Genomic DNA, 17446 nt, shown 5'->3' on the forward strand with positions numbered 1-17446 from the left:
GGCGGCCGGCGGCGGCCGGCGAAACCACCCCGCGCCGGAGGAGGGTCGATTAGGGTTCGGCGCAGCGGGCCGCAACGAGGCGGCCCCGGAGGAGGTTCGCGTGGCCACCGTCCACACCGCAGCAGGTCCGATCGATTCCGCCGATCTCGGCAAAGTGCTTGTGCACGAACATGTCTTCATCGTCGGAGAAGAGTTCCGGCAGAACTACCAGGACGACTGGGACGAGGACGCGAAGGTCGCCGAAGCGGTCCGCGACCTGTCCGAGCTGAAGGAGCTCGGGATCGACACGATCCTCGACCCCACGGTCCTCGGACTCGGCCGGTACATCCCGCGCATCCAGCGGATCGCCGAACAGATCGACCTCAACATCGTCGTCGCGACGGGGCTCTACACCTACAACGACATTCCGTTCCAGTTCCACTACTCCGGCCCCGGGATGTTGTTCGACGTCCCCGAACCGCTGGTGGACCTGTTCACCAAGGACCTCACTGAGGGCATCGCCGACACCGGCGTCCGCGCCGCATTCCTCAAGTGCGCCATCGAGGCCGAGGGACTGACACCGGGCGTCGAACGGGTGATGCGGGCAGTCGGACAGACCAGTGCGCAGACCGGTGCGCCCATCACCGTGCACACCAACCCGCACACCCAGTCAGGGCTGGTGGCGCAGAAGGTGCTGGCCGAGGAAGGCGCCGACCTCACCAAGGTGGTCATCGGCCACTCCGGTGACAGCGTCGACCTCGACTATCTGATGCAGATCGCCGACGCCGGATCGATTCTGGGCATGGACCGCTTCGGTCTCGATCTGCTGCTGCCGTTCGAGGAGCGGGTGAACACGGTCGTCGAACTGTGCAAGCGCGGCTACGCCGACCGCATGGCCCTGGCCCACGACGCGTCGTGCTTCATCGACTGGTTCGACCAGGAGGCGAAGAAGCAGGCGGTGCCCAAGTGGAACTACCGCCACATCAGCGAGGACGTCCTGCCTGCGCTGCGTGAACGCGGGGTCGGCGACGCGGACATCACGACGATGCTCGTCGACGTCCCGCGTCGGTACTTCGAGTAGTCGCTGCTAGCGCCGTAGCGAGCGCTGGTAGCGGCGCATCCCGCGCAGCCAGCGGTCGTAGTCGGCGCCCTTCTGCCGGTACATGTCCAGCACCTCGGCGTGCGGGAGGATCAGGAACCGTTCGTCGGCAACGGCTTCCAGCACGATCGCGGCCACCGCACCCGGGGTCAGGACCTCACCGGCGGTCTCGACGGCCTTCTGCATCAGCTTCTGGTCCGTGGTCGCCGAATCGTCTTCGGGTCGCAGCAGCTTGGTGTCGACACCCATCGGGCACAGGCAGCTGACGCGCACACCGTCGTCGCCGTGGGTGATGTTGAGCCACTCGGAGAAGCCGACCGCCGCGTGCTTGGTGACCGAGTACGGTGCGTTGCCGATCTGGGTGAGCAGGCCCGCGGCCGACGCCGTGCTGACGAAGTAACCGCTGCCCCGCTCGACCCACTCGGGCACGAGTCGACGCGCCGCCCGGATGTGGCTGCGCAGGTTGACGTCGAACGCCAGATCCCACATCGCCTCGTCGGTGTCGAGGCCGCCGCCGCGGCCGATGCCCGCGTTCGCGAAGTACATGTCCACGGGCCCGAAGGTGGACTCGGCCAGGCGGACCGCCGCATCGATGTGCTCGTCGCTCGAGGCGTCGCCGGCGAGTGCGACCGCGGACTCGCCGAGGTCGTCGGCAACGCTGTTCGCCGACGCAGCGTCGAGGTCGGTGACCACGACCTTCGCACCCGCCTCCACCAGAGCGTGCGCGAGCGCACCACCGATCCCGCCTCCGCCGCCGGTGACGATTGCAACCTTGCCTGCGACGTCCATGGGATCTCCTTCGATCGGTGAGTCTGGTTAAAGACCTACCAGACCCGCGCGGAAGGCAGGACTCCGCGCTCACCATTTCCGCTACCGCTCACCAGTTGTCGGTGAGCGGGAACGGAACGAGTGAGCGAAACGTGCGGGCCTAGCCGGTCACCTCATCGACGTCGTCCAGGTCTGCCGACGATGCGCCGGTGATGATGTCGAGGACCCTGGGGTATTCGGGCGCGGTCGAGGTCACCACCGAGCCGTGGTTGCCGCCCGGGAGGAGCACCGCGGTGGCCTCGCCCCCCTGCTTGACGACGGCGTCGACGTATCGGCTCGAGTTGGCCGAGGAGACCATGCGGTCGCCGGTGTTGTGCACGGCGACCACCGGGGTCGTGGGATCGATGTTCTGGATGGGGTCGACCATCGCGTATCGCTCCGGGACCTGACGCGGGGTGCCACCCAGGGCGGTGACGATCCGGTCGTCGCCATGCGTTGCGGCATAGACCATGTCGAGAGGCCCGGCGAGCGACACCACGCGCGTGGGTCGGAACACGGGCCGCGCACCGACCTCGTCGTCATCGAGCTTGTGCCGGGTCCCGCCCCACACGGCGAGCTGGGCGCCGGCACTGTGCCCGACGACCAGTTCGTCGTCGGTGGTGATCTGCGGGAACTGCTTGTCCACCACTGCGACATGGTCGAGGGCGCTCGCGACGTCGCGGAACGTCGTCGGCCAGCCGCCGCCGGAGCCCACCCGTCGGTACTCGACGTTGTAGACCGCCATGCCGCGTTCGGCGAGATCACGCGCGAGCGGCTCGAAGATGTCCGCGCCCAACGCGCTCTGCCAGGCACCGCCGTGGATCAGGACGACGAGCGGGATCGAGTCGACCCGCTGCTCCCCCGCCGGGAGGTACAACTCAGCCCAGTTCTGTTCGCTGTCGGCATCGCCGGGCGTCGGGTACTCGAAACGATGGATGGTGACCTCGTCGAGGTATTCGGGCTCCTCGGTCGTGGCCGACGTCCGGGTGTCCACCGGCCCCGAGGCCAACGGGTCGTCGGCAGTACACGCCGACAATCCCAGGCCTGCGGCGAGGGCGATACCCAGAAAGCGAAGTGGGACAGGCGACCAGCGGGATCGCCCGCGCACTGCCGAGGTCAACGAAGGCAACAATTCTGTGCCTGCCTTTCTGGCCACGAGGCCACTACGCATTCTGCCGAATAGAGTAAAGCGACAGTAAAGGTGGGGTATTCAATTGGGGATCCGACGCGGAAAGCGAACGGCCACGGTGCCGATCGTCATCTCCGTTCTTTCCGTTTTGATCGCCGGTTGCGCCACTTCGGCGAATTCGGCCGTCCCTCAGCCGATACCGAGCGTCAGCACCACGTTGTCGCCGGCTCCGCCCCCACCACCGACGCGCCTGGCGTCGAATGTCCCGATGAAGCGGCTCGCACCGGGCGAGAAGCCGCCGCAGTTCATCCTGTTCTCGTTCGACGGGGTCGGGGTGTCGGAGAACTGGGATCTGTTCTTGCGCACCGCAGCCGAATCCGACGCGAGATTCACCGCGATGATGACCGGGCTCTACTTCCTCACCGACGCCAGGAGACGTCACTACCGCGGTCCCGGTTACCAACCCGGCGAGGCGGCGATCGCGTTCGGTGGATCCAAGGAGGACGTGATCGAGGAGATCACCTATCTCAACCGGACCTGGTACAACGGCCATGAGATGGCCACCCATTTCGTCGGCCATTTCTGCGCGGGCACAAGGAATCCGGGGAAGTCGTGGACCAGTGCCGAATGGCGCCATGAACTGGCGCAGTTCTTCCGGCTCATGACCCAGTGGCGTCAACTCAACGGAATCCGCACCGGACCCGATCTCGCTTTCGGCCCGGAGGCGGTGAAAGGCACTCGGACACAGTGTCTCGAGGGGTCGATGAAGGCACTCTTCCCCGCGTTGCGCGCCTTCGACATGATGTGGGACTCCTCGATGCCGGCGTCGCGGCCGGGCGTCTACTGGCCGACGAAGATCAACGGCATCTGGGAGTTCCCGGTCCCCTACGTGTGGTCGCCGGCGCTCCAGCAACGGCAGACCGCGCTCGACTACAACTTCTGGTACAGCGTCAACAAGGCGACCGACCGCCCCGCGGACCGGAAGCGCATCGCCAAGGTCGTCACGAGCACTTACGACTACATGCTGCGCCGTGCCTACGAGGGCAACCGTGCGCCCCTGGTCATCGCCAATCACCTGAACACCTGGAACGCCAACGCCTTCAACCCGGCGACCGCCGCCTTCATGCGTCGCGCGTGCACCAGGCCGGACGTCATCTGCGCCACCCATCAGGACGTCATCGCCTGGATGGAGTTGCAGGACCCCGCCGTCTTGAAGAAGTGGCGGTCGATGGCCCCCGTCGCCGTCGACGCACATCGCTAGAACTCTTCCCCCGCCAGCTCACCCGACGATGGGATCACCTGATCGACAGCGGCACCGACGTCGTCGACCCGCCGGCGCGCACCGTGGCGGACAACGGGTTCCAGCCGGTCCAGATGCTGACCGGGATGTCGGCCTTCGCACCCGGACGCAGGGTGATCGGCATGCTGGTGACCGCGTTGCGGTCGATGAAGGTGTCGCTGCGCTCGACGGCGACCTGGAACTTCTGCGCACGCCCCTCGCTGTGCACGCTCACCCCGGTCGGCGTCGCACCGACGGAGACCGACGACCCCGGCCCGATCACGAGCTGGGAGGTGTCGGTGGACACTGACCGCAGCGAGTCCTCGGTCGCCACTTCGAACTCCGCGGACGTCGGAGCAGACGAGGTCACCCGTACCGCATGACGCGCCGGGTCGATGTCCAGGGCAGCGACAGCACCGGACGGCACCTCGAGATCACCGACCGCGACCGCGCCACCCGCGCTCAGGACGGTCGTGTTGATGTCGGCGGTCCGGCCTGCCTCGACACCGTCGACGACGATGCGGAACCGCTTGCCGGCCGGCACGGTGAATCGTGCGGTGTTGTCGTTGTTGAGCAGAAGTTGCTGGTCGACACCAGGAATCGGCTTGCCGGACAGATCGGTGACCCGGACGTCCCAGTCGACGTCGCCCACACCTCGCGCGGTGCCGTTGGTGTCGCTGACCAGGACAACGGTGTCATCGGAGCGCAGGTCCGGATCCTGGTGACGCGCCAGCGCCTCGGCCAGCGGGACGAGCACCATCTTGTTCGTCGGCGAGCCCTGGTACAGCATGGTCGGCTCCGACGGGTTGGTCGCCGTCGAGTAGTACCAGGTGTCCGCGGCGGGATCGACCACCACCATCTTCTCGACACCTGGGAAGTTGTTGTCATACACCACGATTCCATGTTTTCCGCCGCCGAGATCGCGTAGGGCGACGGGGGTGATCGCATGCCCGGCCGTCGGCTCCTCGCTGTCGAAGATGGCGAGGATGTAGTTGTCGTCGCGCGCCCACGCGGTGCGCAGCTTCGACAAGGCCTGCGGCGCTGTGACCGCGGAGGCCGCGAGGTCCGTGGGCGGGAAGCCCTGGGTGATGAACAACCGGGCGATCAGTTCGTCGAGCGGCCCCGACGCCGGCATGCTGTAGACGCTCTGTCCTGGCAGCGCCAGCGGGAACTGGCTCAGCCGCTTCGTGTTGTACAGGCCGGCCAGCGCCGCCATGCCGTAGCAATGACCGCCCCTCATCGACGCGTTGAATTCCGCCATCACGAGTTCGGCGACGGTGGTCGGCGAACAGATGCCGAGCACGATCCGGGCGCACACCTCGTCGCCGAAGACCGCGCGCATGCCCTCGGTGGTGAGGCCGCGCCGATGCAGCGCGTCGTTCGGTCCCCAGTTCTCGAACGAGAAACCGTCCCGCTTGACGTCGAAGCCGGAGTGCGCGACGACCTTGCCGGCCTTCGGGTTCACGACGGGTGCGGCACCGGCGGTGTCCGCTCCCGCAGTGAGGAATGCTGCAGCTGCTGCGGCGGCGAGACCCGCAGCCGAAAAACGGACTGACCAGCGAGAACGAGACCCGGTATTGAGCATTGCAAAACAGTAGCGGACAAATCGGGCTCAACGACCTCTTCCGCCCGATATCGGCTGACCAGACGATCAAGATGTCACGGATTTGCCCAGCCGTACGAGAGTTCGGTCAGCAGGCTCGACGGGCGAGCGTTCGGCGTGCGATCCGCGCGACCGCCTCGTCGATGAGCCGCCCGGCGCTGTCGGTGGCTGCGGCACCACCCGCAACGTCGAACGCTGCGAGTACATCCTGCGCCGAGGCGATCTCGGCGTCGGTCGGTGCCATCCCCGCGCGAGCCGGTTCGATCTGACGCGGGTGGATACATGCGCGACCGAGGAACCCGAGTCCGGTCAGCTGTCTGGTCTCCATTCGAAACGATTCGGGTTCGTCGATCACCGGCGACGAGGCCCCGAGCGGAGGCCGGATGCGAGCCGCGGCCGAGGCAGCGACCACTTGCGAACGCGCCCAGAGAAGTTCGTTCCCGACAACCGCTGTCACTCCGAGATCTGCGGCAAGGTCGACCTCGCCGATCTGGAGGAACTCCACCCGTGGTCCGGCAGCGATCGCCGCCGCGTTGCACAGCCCGGCGCCGCTTTCGATCAACGGCGATACGGGGGTCCGTGGGCGGTCCGACTGTTCTTCGAGGTCGGCCAACAATTGATCGACGCGTTCGAGAGTCGCGACGTCCTCGCATTTGGGCAACCAGATCCCGTCCGCACCGGCCTGGACCGCCATGGCGAGGTCATCGATCAACTCGGACCCGGGATTGACCCGGACCCACACCGGCACCGCGGGGTCGCGGTCTGCGAGCCAGGACCCCACCGCGATGCGTGCGGCGTCCTTCTCCGCGACGGGAACCGCGTCCTCGAGATCCAACACGACGGCGTCGGCTCCCGAGGCGGTTGCCTTGTCGAATCGCTCCGGCCGGTCACCGGGAACGTAGAGATAGATCAGCTCGCTGCTCGCCGAACCCGCGGTCATCCGACGGTGACGCTGCCGTTGACGAGGGCCTTGGCGATGACCGTCCTCATGATGTCGTTCGTCCCTTCACCGATCGACATCAGCGGGGCATCCCGGTAATAGCGTTCGACGTTGAACTCGGTCGAGTAGCCGTATCCACCGTGGATGCGCATCGCCTCGAGACTCGCGGTGATCGCCGTCTCCGACGCGAAGTACTTGGCCATGCCGGCTTCACCGTCGACGCGTGCACCCGAATCCGCCTTGGCGGCGGCCCAATACGTCATCAGCCGGGCGGCCTGCAACTGGGTGGCGATGTCGGCGAGCTTGAGCTGGATCGCCTGGAAGTCGGAGATCGGCTTGCCGAAGGCGGTGCGCTGGCGTGAATAGTCGAGGGCCGCGTCGTACGACGCCTGCGCGATGCCGACGCTGCGGCCGGCGATGTTGAGCCGCCCGATCTCCAACCCGGACAACGCCTGCTGCATGCCGCGTCCCTCCACCCCGCCGAGCAACGTCGATGCGGGCACCCGCACCTCGTCGAGGAAGATCTCGCAGGACTCGGTGCCCTTGTAACCGAGCTTGCCCAGATCGCGCTGGACCTCGAATCCGGGGGTGGTGGTGTCGACGAGCAGGATGCTCATTCCCTTGTGCGCGGGCGTCGTCGACGGGTCGGTCTTGACCAGTACCGGCAGCACATTGGCGTGGCGGGCGTTGGTGATCCAGGTCTTGGTGCCGCGGATGACATAGTCGTCGCCATCGCGCGTGGCGGTCGTCTTGATGCCCTGCAGGTCGGTGCCTGCACCTGGCTCGGTCAGGCCGATGCCGGTACGGCATTCACCGCTCGCCAAGCGGGGCAGCCACTGCTGTTTCTGTTCCTCGGTGCCGTGCCGAGCGATCATCCAGCATGCCAGGTTGTGGCTGCCGAGGATGCCGGCGATCCCCATCCAACCGCGCGCGAGCTCCTCGTAGACGAGGGTGAACGAGACCATGTCGAGCGCGAGCCCGCCGTACTCCTCGGGGGTGGTGATCCCGAACAAGCCCATGTCCCGCAGTCGAGCGACGATCTCGGTGGGATAACGGCCCGTCCGTTCCCATTCGTTGGCGACCGGGATGATCTCCTTGTCGACCAACTGCCGGAGCGCCGCCCGGAAGTCGCGCTGTTCTTCGGTGAAGCTGAAATCCATTGGCTGATCCTTGTCTTGGCTGGGTCCGATCGCCAGGGCACTCTTCGGACCGGTGATCGGTGATGACGATGTGTACGTCGACGGTCAGCCGACGACGGTCACAGCGAGCGAGGTGATCGACTTGACGGACGGGGCGCCGGCCAGGCCGAGGACGGCCTCGACCAGGGCGTCCACCGCGTCGCCGGCACCGGCGTTGCCCCGGAACTTCTCCGTCACCGCGGCATCGTCCATCGGCCGGCCGGAAGTTCCTCGGCTGCAGGCAACCTCGCCGACGAGCCGGGTGGAGTCGGCGAGGGTGATGACCGCCCGGCCGGCAGCGTCGGCGGCCGGACGATCATCGGGCACGGGGACGATCTCCACGAGTGCGGCGGCGGCCGCCACCTCGGGACGGGCGATCGACTCGGCTCCGTAGGTGTCGACGGTGACCGCACCATCGTGGACGAGAGCGGCCACGCTCCACGGCAGGTCGAACTTCGCGTCGTAGACGCTTCGAGGGCTGCGGGTACCGGTGCCCGGCCCACACACGATGTCGACGCTGTCGGGATGCACGTCGACGGAGATGGAGGTGATCTGCGACGTCGTCACCTCGACTCCTTGTCGCGCAGCGTCGGCGAGCGCATGGGAAACCGCGTCGAGCGAGGCATGCATGAGCTGACAGCTCGGGTACGGCTTGATCCCGATGTGCGCGCTCTCCCAACGGGTTCCGAGTTCCGCGACGATCGCCGCGGGATCGACGTCGCGGTCGGCGAGCGCGCGATACAGCCCGCGCCGACCCTCCAGCACCGATTCGGGTCCGCTCGCACCTTCGCGGGCAAGACGTGCGGCGAGGACGCCGCTGAACCCTGCGTTGCCCGGGTGCAGGATCTTGGTGTTCGCGCCGGTGTCGAGGAACTCCAGCAGGCCGCCCGACGACGACGCGGCGATGCCGATCGCATCGGTGAGACGGTCCGCCCCTTCGCCGTAGAGCAGTCCTGCGGCGACGGCCCCCGCGAGTGGGCCAACGACCGCGGTCGCGTGGAGGCCGCGGGCATGGAATCCGTGCGGTGCGGCGGTACCGAGACGACAGGCGACTTCGAGCCCGGCGACAAGAGCCGTGACGGCCTCCGCACCTGAGGCTCCGACCTCCTCGGCGACCGCGAGGACAGCCGGGGCGACGACCGTCGTGGGATGCACGAGAGCACCGGCGTGGGTGTCGTCGAAGTCGAGGGCGTGCATCAGCACGCCGTTGGCGAAGGCCGCGGCGGGAGCCGAGATGGCCTCGGAGTCACCGAGCGGGTGTGACTGTGCCGGTCCGCCGAGTCCGCGGGCCACCGCCAGCCCGGGGCCGCCCTGATCGCGGCGCCGGGCACCTATCGCATTCCCGACGCCGTCGAGCAGATGACGAAGCGCGGCCCGACGCGTCTCCTCGGGGATCGCTTCGATTCTCAGGCCGGCGGCCCACTCCGCGAGTCGGCGGGCGGTCATGGCGTCGCCTGCCCGATCGTTCCGAACGCACCGTCGTCGACCAGGCCCTTGATGTCCTCAGTGCTGTAACCGAGCAGTTCCATCACCTCGTCGAAATTCTCGTTGCGGCGCGGTGCCCGACGATACTCGGCCGGTTCGTCACCGAACCGGACCGGCGAGGTGACCTGGCGTACCTCGCCCCACACCTCGTGCTCTGTGCTGGCGATCAGACCGCGGGCCAGGGTGTGTTCCTCGGTCAGCGCCTGCTCGACGTCGTTGATCGGGCCGGTGGGAACCCCGGCCTCGGTCAGGAGCGAGACCCAGTGCTCGACCGTCGCCTCGGCGAACCGCTTCTCCAGCACGGGCAGCAGTTCGTCCTTGTTCTCTCCACGGGCGGTGAAGTCGGTGAACCGCGGGTCCTCGAGCAGCTCGGGCAACCCGATGGTCTCGGCCAATCGCACCCAGAACTTCTCCTTGGCGCAGCCGACGACGAACCAGCCGTCGGACGCTTCGAAGGCCTGGAAGGGCACCAGAGACGGGTGTGCCGAGTTCTTGGTGCGTCCCGGCCGGTATCCGGCGTTGAGGTGCCAGGCAGCCGGGTAGGTGAGCATCGAGATCGCGGTGTCGTAGAGCGACACGTCACAGTCACCGCCGATACCGTCGCGGCGCGCGGCGTGCAGGCCGGACATCAGACTGAGTGCCGCGACGTACCCACCGCAGAAATCGACAAGGGAGAGACCGGATTTGGTGGGAGGTCCGTCGGGATCACCGGTCAGGTCCATCCATCCGGCCAGGCCCTGCAGGATGTAGTCGTACCCGGGCTGCTCCGCGCGCGGACCGGTCATGCCGAACCCGGTGAGGCTGCAGCACACGATCGCGGGATTGAGGTGTTTGAGGTCGTCGTAGGTGATCTTTATCTTCGCCGGCACGTCACCGCGCAGGTTCGAGTACACCGCGTCGCTGGTTCGGACGAGATCTTCGAAGACCCTGCGCCCACCCGGGGTACCGAGATCGAGCGACAGGCTGCGCTTGTTGCGGTTGAAGGTCTCGAAGAACAGTGAGTCCTCGCCCTTGTTGTAGGGCGGGACGTACCGTCCGACGTCGCCGCCGGACTTCGGCTCCTCGATCTTGATCACGTCGGCGCCGAGATCGGCGAGGTGCACGCTGCCGAACGGCCCCGCACCGTACTGCTCGACCGCGATGATGCGGACGTCCTCGAGCGGCCTCACCGCGTGACCTCGGTGGAATCGGCCTCGGTGGAATCGGACTCGGGCGCTGTCAGTTCGGTCAGGGACGGTCCCTTGACCTCCGGGAAGTAGTTCTGCCCGATTCCGCTCTCGCGGGTGGCCACCATGACCGAACGCTTCCAGGACACGACGACATCGCCGTCCTGGTTCACTCCACGGGTGGTCATCGACACGATGCCGGCATACGGTCGCGACTTCGACTGCCGCAGACCGGTGCAGATGCTCTCGGCGTAGATGGTGTCGCCGACATAGACGGGATGCTGGAGCCTGACGTCGGTGAACTGCAGGTTCGCGACCGCGTTCTGGCTCATGTCGATGACCGAGAGTCCGAGCACCAGCGCGATGGTCAGACCCGAGTTCACGATCACCTTGCCGTCGGTGATCGGATTCGTCCGGGCGAGGTGTTCGTTGAAGTGGTTCTGGTTGGTGTTCATCGTCAGGCACGTGATCCACGCGTTGTCGGTGTCGGTGATCGTGCGGCCCATCGGGTGCTGGTAGACGTCGCCCACGACGTAGTCCTCGAAGAAACGTCCGAGCGTGGCGGGATGGGTGGTCAATGGTCCTCCTGAGGGGGTGCGGCGTCCCGAAGATGTAGCGCCGTGACGCGGACCACCATAAACCTCTGATCTTTTGACCGTCAAGGCCGCGCCGCTCCTGGATGTTTGACGAATTTCGTCTCTAGGGTTGCCGAAACAATCGGAGGTATTGCAAGATGCACTCGAGCGGACTTATGGCTCAGATCACTTCTGTCACCGGCTGATCGCATCGATCCGGCGGCGGCGTGACGGCTTTGGAATAGGAAGCGAGTTTCGATGAAACGAATCGGCGTGGATGTGGGCGGCACGTTCACCGACCTGGTCCTGTGGGACGACGACGGGACGGTGACGGTGCACAAGACGCCGTCGACCAACCACGATCCCTCGATCGGCACGATGGACGGGATCGAGGTGCTCGCCCAGCGCGCAGGCATCGACGTCGCCGACATCGAGATGTTCTTCCACGGGACCACCGTGGCGACCAACATCGTCCTCGAGCACAACGGCAGCGACGTCGGCATGATCACCACCGACGGGTTCCGCGATCTCCTGCACATCGCGCGCAAGAAGCGTCCGCTGAACTACTCCAACTACCAGGATCTGCCCTGGCAGAAGTGGCAGCTGGTGCCGCGCCGCAACCGGCGCACGGTGCCGGAACGCATGGACGCCGCAGGCAACGTGCTGACCCCGCTCGACGAGGACGCGGTCCGGCGTGAGGTCGCGCTGCTCCGCGAACGCGGGGTCGAGGCGATCGCCGTCGCGTTCCTGCACGCCTACCGGAATCCCACCCATGAGCAGCGGGTCCGGGAGATCATCGCCGAGGAGTACCCCGGCGTGTTCGTCTCCCTCTCGAGTGACGTCGCCTCGCAGTACCGCGAGTACGAACGCTTCTCCACCACCGCCCTCAACGCCTTCGTCGGCCCCAAGACCTCCCGCTACATCGAGAACCTGGCCGGGAAGGCCAAGGCCGCACAGGTCGGCGAGGACGTCCACCTGATGACCTCGGCCGGCGGTCTCGTCACGTCGCGGAGCGCGAGCGAGGTCCCGGTATCGCTGCTGACCAGCGGTGTCGTCGCCGGACTTCTCGGCGGCTGCTTCATCGGCAAGGCCTCGGGCTACCCGAGCGTCATCACCCTCGACGTGGGCGGCACGTCGGCCGACATCGGCGTCGCACCGGACGGCAAGCTCCGGATGAAGCACCTGCTCGACACCCGCATCGGTGACTATCACGCGATGGTCCCGATGGCCGAGGTCGACACGATCGGCGCCGGCGGCGGATCGATCGCCAGCATCGACGAGGGCGGCATGTTCCGCGTCGGGCCGCGCAGCGCCGGTGCCATGCCGGGGCCCGCCTGCTACAACCGCGGCGGCACCGAACCCACCTCCACCGACGCCATGGTGGTCATGGGATGGCTCGGAGCCGACAGCTTCCTGTCCGGAACCATGGAGGTGAAGCCCGAGCTGGCGACCGAGGCGGTCAAGACCCACATCGCCGACAAACTCGGTGCCGATCTCGAACATGCCGCGATGGGCATCTTCCAGATCCTCGCCCACTCGATGACCGAGGCCATCTCCCTGCACTCGGTGCGCAAGGGCTACGACCCGCGTGAGTTCTCGCTGGTCGCCGAGGGTGGTGCCGGGCCGCTGTACGCATGGCAGATCGCCGAGCATCTGGGCATCCCCCGCGTCATCGTCCCCGGCCATCCCGGGATCACCTCGGCGGTCGGCCTGCTGACCACCGACGTGCGGTACGAGGTCCCCACCACGGTCTGGACCTCCTCGGCCGAGCCCGATCTCGAACTGCTTCGACGCGAGATGGACCGACTCGCCGACCAGGCCGTCGCCCAGCTACGCGCCGACGGCATCGCCGACGAGGACATCACCCTCGAGCGCAGCGTCGACTGCCGTTACGTCGGACAGGGTTACGAGCTGCGCGTGCCTGCTCCCGCCGGCGAGATCACTGCCGAATGGGTCGAGCAGACCGCGGCCACCTTCCACGAGGTGCACGGTCGCACCTACTCCCAGCGCTTCGACGACAAGCCGGTGCAGCTGGTCAACATCCGGGTGACCGGTGTCGGCGCGGTCGAGCACATCCGCATCTCGGAGATCGAGAAGGGCGACGCCGACGCGTCGGGAGCGATCAAGACCACCACCCAGGCGCTGTTCTGGAAGAACGACTCCGCCGATCCCGAGTGGGTCGACACCCCGATCTACGACCGCGCATTGTTCAAGGCGGGCAACACGTTCGAAGGTCCGGCGATCGTTCAGCAGTTCGATTCGACGACGATCGTCGGCATCGGGCAGAAGGCCACGGTCGACGCCGTCGGTCACATCATCATCGAGAGGAGCGCCTGACATGGCGAAGACCCTGATGCCCACGGACGGCGTCTCCCTTGCGGCCGAGGCGAATCGGACCTGGGACACCGTCGAGGTGGACCCGATCACCCTGCGCGTCATCGGCGGCGCCCTCAACTCGATGGCCAAGGAGATGGCGCAGGTCCTCTACCGCATGGCCTACTCGAGCCTGATCCGCGAATCCGAGGACCTCGGCGCCGGCATCTTCGACGTCAACGGTCGCGAACTGTGCGAATCGGATTCGACGCCGATGCACTGCGGTTCGATTCCCGCGTACATCCGCGGCGTGAACCGGCGTCTTGCGGGCACCTACAAGCCGGGTGACGTGATCCTGCACAACCACCCGTACCACGGTGCGGCCCATTCCCCCGACTACGGCGTGATCATCCCGATCTTCTGGGAGGGCGAGCACATCGGGTTCGCCGGCTGCACCGGTCACGTCTCCGACATCGGCGGCAACTTCCCCGGCTTGTGCATGGACGTCGTCGACGTCTGGGCCGAGGGCAAGCTGATGGATTCGATGAAGATCTACGACGGCGGCGTCCGCAACGACATGCTGATCCAGCACATCCTGGACAACGTGCGCACCCCGGAACAGAACCGCGGCGATCTCGAAGCCCTCATCGCCTGCTCGCGTATCGGCGAGAAGCGCTTCATCGAACTGCTCGAGAAGTACGGCCTCGACGTCGTGATGAGCGCCGCGGACCGGTGGATGGACTACTCGGAGGAGATGCTGCGCAGCCGCATCCGGGCGATCCCGAACGGGAGCTACGAGGCACCCATCGGCTACCTCGACGACGACGGCAAGAACCGCGGTGTGCCGTTGAAGGTCGCGGTGCGCGTGCAGGTCGAGGACGAGGACGTGCTGATCGACCTCACCGGTTCCAACGACCAGGTGCCCACGGCGTTCAACGTGCCCTTCGAGGGTTCCGTCCTCCCGGTGGCCGTCAGCGCCATCCGCACCATCCTGCTCGACGAGCACCTCACCGAGGAGTTCGTACCGCAGAACGACGGGTGTTTCCGTCCGGTGCGGGCGTACGCACCCGAGGGCACGATCTTCAACCCGGATTTCCCGGCGTCGTGCTTCGCGCGGTTCTCCCAGGTCAACCGCATCTTCGACTCGATCAACCTGGCCCTTGCACCGGTCCTGCCCGAACGGGCGATCGCCGGGTCGTCGGCCGCGCTGTGCGCTATCGCCTACTCCGGTCTCGCCGAGGACGGCGAATCGTACTGGGTGTACATCGAGATCAACGAGGGTTCCTATGGCGCACGTAACGGCAAGGACGGCATGGACGCCGTCGACGCCCTGATGGCCAACACCCGCAACAACCCGATCGAGGAACTCGAACTCAACCACGCCATGCGCGCGGAACGCTACGAGCTCCGCGACGAGTCCCCGGCTCCCGGGCAGTGGCGAGGCGGCATCGGAAGCGTGCGCACCTGGTACATGGAGACCGACACCTTCCTGGGCTCGGAGGCCGACAACCGCACCGATCCGCCGGCCGGCGCACTCGGTGGCGGCGACGGCGCGTCGGGATCGTTCATCCGGAACCCCGGTACGCCGGAGGAAGAGGTGCTGTTCTCCAAGGTCACCCAGGAGGTCATCCACGCCGGTGACCGGCTGGAGATCCGCATGCCCTCGGGTGGCGGTTTCGGCGACCCGTTCCTGCGTGATCCGTTCGCTGTGCTGTCCGACGTGTGGGACGAGTACCTCACCGCCGAGGAAGCACGCCAGGACTACGGTGTCGTCGTGAACACCGACACCTGGACCGTCGACGCAGAGGCAACCGAGCAGCTGCGCGGATCCCGGGTGGCATCCTGACCAGTCCGTTCGAAGGGGCCGGCCAGACCGCCGGCCCCTTCGGCACGTCTCGGACACCCTCTGACGACGTGGTTGCCGTCGCCGACCGCCTGAACACGGTCATCTCGTGGGTCCCCGTCGGGCTCGGTGTCGATCCGAGTGGTGCGCAGGGCCCACTGAACGGTGTCCGGATCGGGGTCAAGGACAACATCGAGGTCGCGGGCGTGCGGTCGACCTGCGGGTCGGCATATTTCGCCGATCGGGTGGCCGATCGGGATGCCACCTGCGTCGCGGCACTCAAGCGCGCCGGGGCAACCATCACCTCCACGCTGAACCTCGCCGAATTCGCCGTGGGTGTCACGAGCCAGAACTCGGCGTCGGGCGGTCCGGTGAACCCCTGGGACGCCGACCGGGTACCCGGCGGTTCCAGTGGTGGTTCCGGCGTCGCGGTGGCAGCCGGTGTCGTCGACGTGGCACTCGGCACCGACACCGGCGGTTCCATCAGACTCCCCGCGGCCTGCTGCGGGGTCACCGGTCTCCGACCGTCGACCGGAATCCTGGACATGTCCGGAATCTTTCCGGTCAGTGCGGATTTCGACACCGTTGGGCCGCTCGCGCGGACGGCCCGACAGGTACGTGAGACGTTCGCGGTGCTCACCGGCTCGGACATGGCAGGTGTGGGTGCCGACTCCCTGAGGGTCGCTGTCCCACGGCCGTTCGTGACCGCCGACGTCGACCCGGCCATCGTCGACGCCGTCGACAGTACCGTCGAGCTGCTCCGACGGTTGGGGCACCGGGTCGTGGAACACCCTGTGCCGCACAGCGAGTCAGCACAGGATGTGGTCTACACACTGATCTATTCGGATCTGGCGCGGACGCACGCCGAACGACTGCGCGATGAACCGACCCGGTTCCAGCAGGCCACCCGCGAACGAATCGCCCTGGGATTGACCATCTCCGACGAGCAGCGAGCAGCTGCACTGCGGCAGCGAGACCTGTTCCGGGCGGCGATGACCGACCTGTTCGGAGAGATCGACGTCGTGCTCACCCCGGCGATGCCGGTGGATGTGCCGCGGCTCGGTGTCGGTGAAGCCGTGGTGACCCAGGCGCGCCGGATGGGGCAGCTGACCTATCCGTGGTCGCTGCACGACGGTCCGACACTGGCACTGCCGGTCGGCGTGCATCCGTCCGGTATGCCCATCGGCGCACAGTTGACGGCGGCGCGTCTGCGCGAGGGGACTGTTCTCGCGCTGGCCGAGCAGGTGCAGGAGCACAGCGACTGGCATCTCCGGCTCCCGCCCGTGCGCGTCAGTTCTGACGTCTGAGCAGGTCCATCTGCTTGTAGACGTCGCCGAGGTGGTCGAGATGCCGGCGCATGAGCGTCATCGCCGTCATCGAGTCCCGGCGCTCGACCGCCTCGAGGATCGCACGGTGGTCTTCGTCGACGCACCGCCAGAACCCTTCCGGCGCGACGTCGCGGCTGAAGCGGGTGCCGATGACGCGGAACACCGGGACGGTGATGAGGTCGAGGAGAGGGTTGTCCGCCGCCCGCAGCAGGATGCGGTGAAACTCCTGGTTGTTGGCGTAGACCTCCGGACCGACACCCTCCGACAGGTCGAAGATGGTGGCGCGCAGCTCTTCCAGATGGGCGTCTGAGTGACGATAGGCGGCGACTCCGGCGGCGGGCACCTCGGTGAGCTGCCGGACCTCCATGAGCTGATCGACGGTCACCCCTTCGGCTGCGGCGAGCAGCGTGACTCCCGCTTCGAGGTTCGCACTCAACTGACCGATGTCGGGTGTCGCGACAAACGTTCCCCCGGTCACCCCACGGGTCGTGTTGACGAGGTTCTCGCTGGCGAGCGTCCTGATGGCCTCCCGGACCGTGCTCTGACCGACGCCGAACTCGGCGCGGAGTTCGGCGTCCGGGGGCAGACGAGTACCGGGAGTCAGCTCACCGGCGAGGATCCGTACCCGAAGCGCGTCGGCCACGATCTCGTACGCCGGGCGTCGTCCGGACTTGTTGCTCCCGGACTGATTCGCTTCTGTCACAACATGATCCGATCTTCAT

At 66.9% G+C, this 17446-nt stretch carries 14 protein-coding genes; 5 read left to right on the plus strand and 9 right to left on the minus strand.

All coding sequences use genetic code 11. The annotated features are described in order from the left end of the window. Positions 1-100: 100 nt before the first annotated feature. A complete protein-coding gene (locus tag OK17_RS16020) occupies positions 101-1060 on the plus strand; it encodes a phosphotriesterase family protein (protein ID WP_461418043.1) in 960 nt (319 codons plus the stop codon). A 6-nt stretch (positions 1061-1066) separates the two neighbouring features. Here OK17_RS16020 and OK17_RS16025 read toward each other — a convergent pair whose 3' ends face one another. Both OK17_RS16025 and OK17_RS16030 read right to left on the minus strand, forming a co-directional pair. After that, positions 1067-1867: an SDR family oxidoreductase gene (locus tag OK17_RS16025; RefSeq protein ID WP_232718454.1), complete on the minus strand. Its 801-nt coding sequence runs from the start codon at positions 1865-1867 to the stop codon at positions 1067-1069. 139 nt (positions 1868-2006) lie between these two features. Beyond that, positions 2007-2894 carry a prolyl oligopeptidase family serine peptidase gene (locus OK17_RS16030; RefSeq protein ID WP_269785170.1) on the minus strand — a complete coding sequence of 296 codons (888 nt, stop codon included), beginning with the start codon at positions 2892-2894 and terminating at the stop codon, positions 2007-2009. Between the two features lie 205 nt (positions 2895-3099). Between OK17_RS16030 and OK17_RS16035 the strand changes: the two genes are divergently transcribed. Beyond that, complete coding sequence (locus tag OK17_RS16035) at positions 3100-4275, plus strand: polysaccharide deacetylase family protein (protein ID WP_461418044.1); 1176 nt, start codon at positions 3100-3102, stop codon at positions 4273-4275. 34 nt (positions 4276-4309) lie between these two features. On the opposite strand, the gene OK17_RS16040 is transcribed toward OK17_RS16035, so the two are convergent. From OK17_RS16040 to OK17_RS16065, 6 genes are all read right to left on the minus strand, one after another. Next, positions 4310-5878, minus strand: a complete 1569-nt coding sequence (locus OK17_RS16040; RefSeq protein WP_461418045.1) for a hypothetical protein — start codon at positions 5876-5878, stop codon at positions 4310-4312. Between the two features lie 106 nt (positions 5879-5984). Beyond that, the gene (locus OK17_RS16045; protein WP_461418046.1) at positions 5985-6836 is read right to left on the minus strand and encodes an HpcH/HpaI aldolase/citrate lyase family protein; all 852 of its coding nucleotides are present in this window, start codon (positions 6834-6836) and stop codon (positions 5985-5987) included. Continuing rightward, entirely contained in the window at positions 6833-7996 is a 1164-nt protein-coding gene (locus OK17_RS16050; protein ID WP_461418047.1) for an acyl-CoA dehydrogenase family protein, read from the minus strand. The genes OK17_RS16045 and OK17_RS16050 overlap by 4 nt, the downstream gene beginning before the upstream one ends. An 84-nt stretch (positions 7997-8080) precedes the next feature. Further along, the gene (locus OK17_RS16055; protein ID WP_461418048.1) at positions 8081-9460 is read right to left on the minus strand and encodes an MmgE/PrpD family protein; all 1380 of its coding nucleotides are present in this window, start codon (positions 9458-9460) and stop codon (positions 8081-8083) included. Beyond that, positions 9457-10668: a CaiB/BaiF CoA transferase family protein gene (locus OK17_RS16060; protein ID WP_461418049.1), complete on the minus strand. Its 1212-nt coding sequence runs from the start codon at positions 10666-10668 to the stop codon at positions 9457-9459. The genes OK17_RS16055 and OK17_RS16060 overlap by 4 nt, the downstream gene beginning before the upstream one ends. Continuing rightward, positions 10665-11243, minus strand: a complete 579-nt coding sequence (locus OK17_RS16065) for a MaoC family dehydratase (RefSeq protein WP_461418050.1) — start codon at positions 11241-11243, stop codon at positions 10665-10667. Before OK17_RS16065 ends, OK17_RS16060 begins: the two co-directional genes overlap by 4 nt. Before the next feature lie 255 nt (positions 11244-11498). Here OK17_RS16065 and OK17_RS16070 point away from each other — a divergent pair, with 255 nt between their 5' ends. The 3 genes from OK17_RS16070 (at position 11499) to OK17_RS16080 (ending at position 16703) form a co-directional block, all read left to right on the plus strand. Next, complete coding sequence (locus tag OK17_RS16070) at positions 11499-13577, plus strand: hydantoinase/oxoprolinase family protein (protein ID WP_006868424.1); 2079 nt, start codon at positions 11499-11501, stop codon at positions 13575-13577. Between the two features lies 1 nt (position 13578). Then, the gene (locus OK17_RS16075; protein WP_461418051.1) at positions 13579-15399 is read left to right on the plus strand and encodes a hydantoinase B/oxoprolinase family protein; all 1821 of its coding nucleotides are present in this window, start codon (positions 13579-13581) and stop codon (positions 15397-15399) included. 89 nt (positions 15400-15488) lie between these two features. After that, complete coding sequence (locus OK17_RS16080; RefSeq protein WP_461418054.1) at positions 15489-16703, plus strand: amidase; 1215 nt, start codon at positions 15489-15491, stop codon at positions 16701-16703. Here the strand turns inward: OK17_RS16080 and OK17_RS16085 are convergent. Next, positions 16687-17427, minus strand: coding sequence for a FadR/GntR family transcriptional regulator (locus tag OK17_RS16085; RefSeq protein ID WP_006360566.1), 741 nt, complete (start codon positions 17425-17427; stop codon positions 16687-16689). The genes OK17_RS16080 and OK17_RS16085 overlap by 17 nt on opposite strands. Between the last annotated feature and the right edge of the window lie 19 nt (positions 17428-17446).

Source organism: Gordonia sp. GN26 (assembly GCF_054823965.1).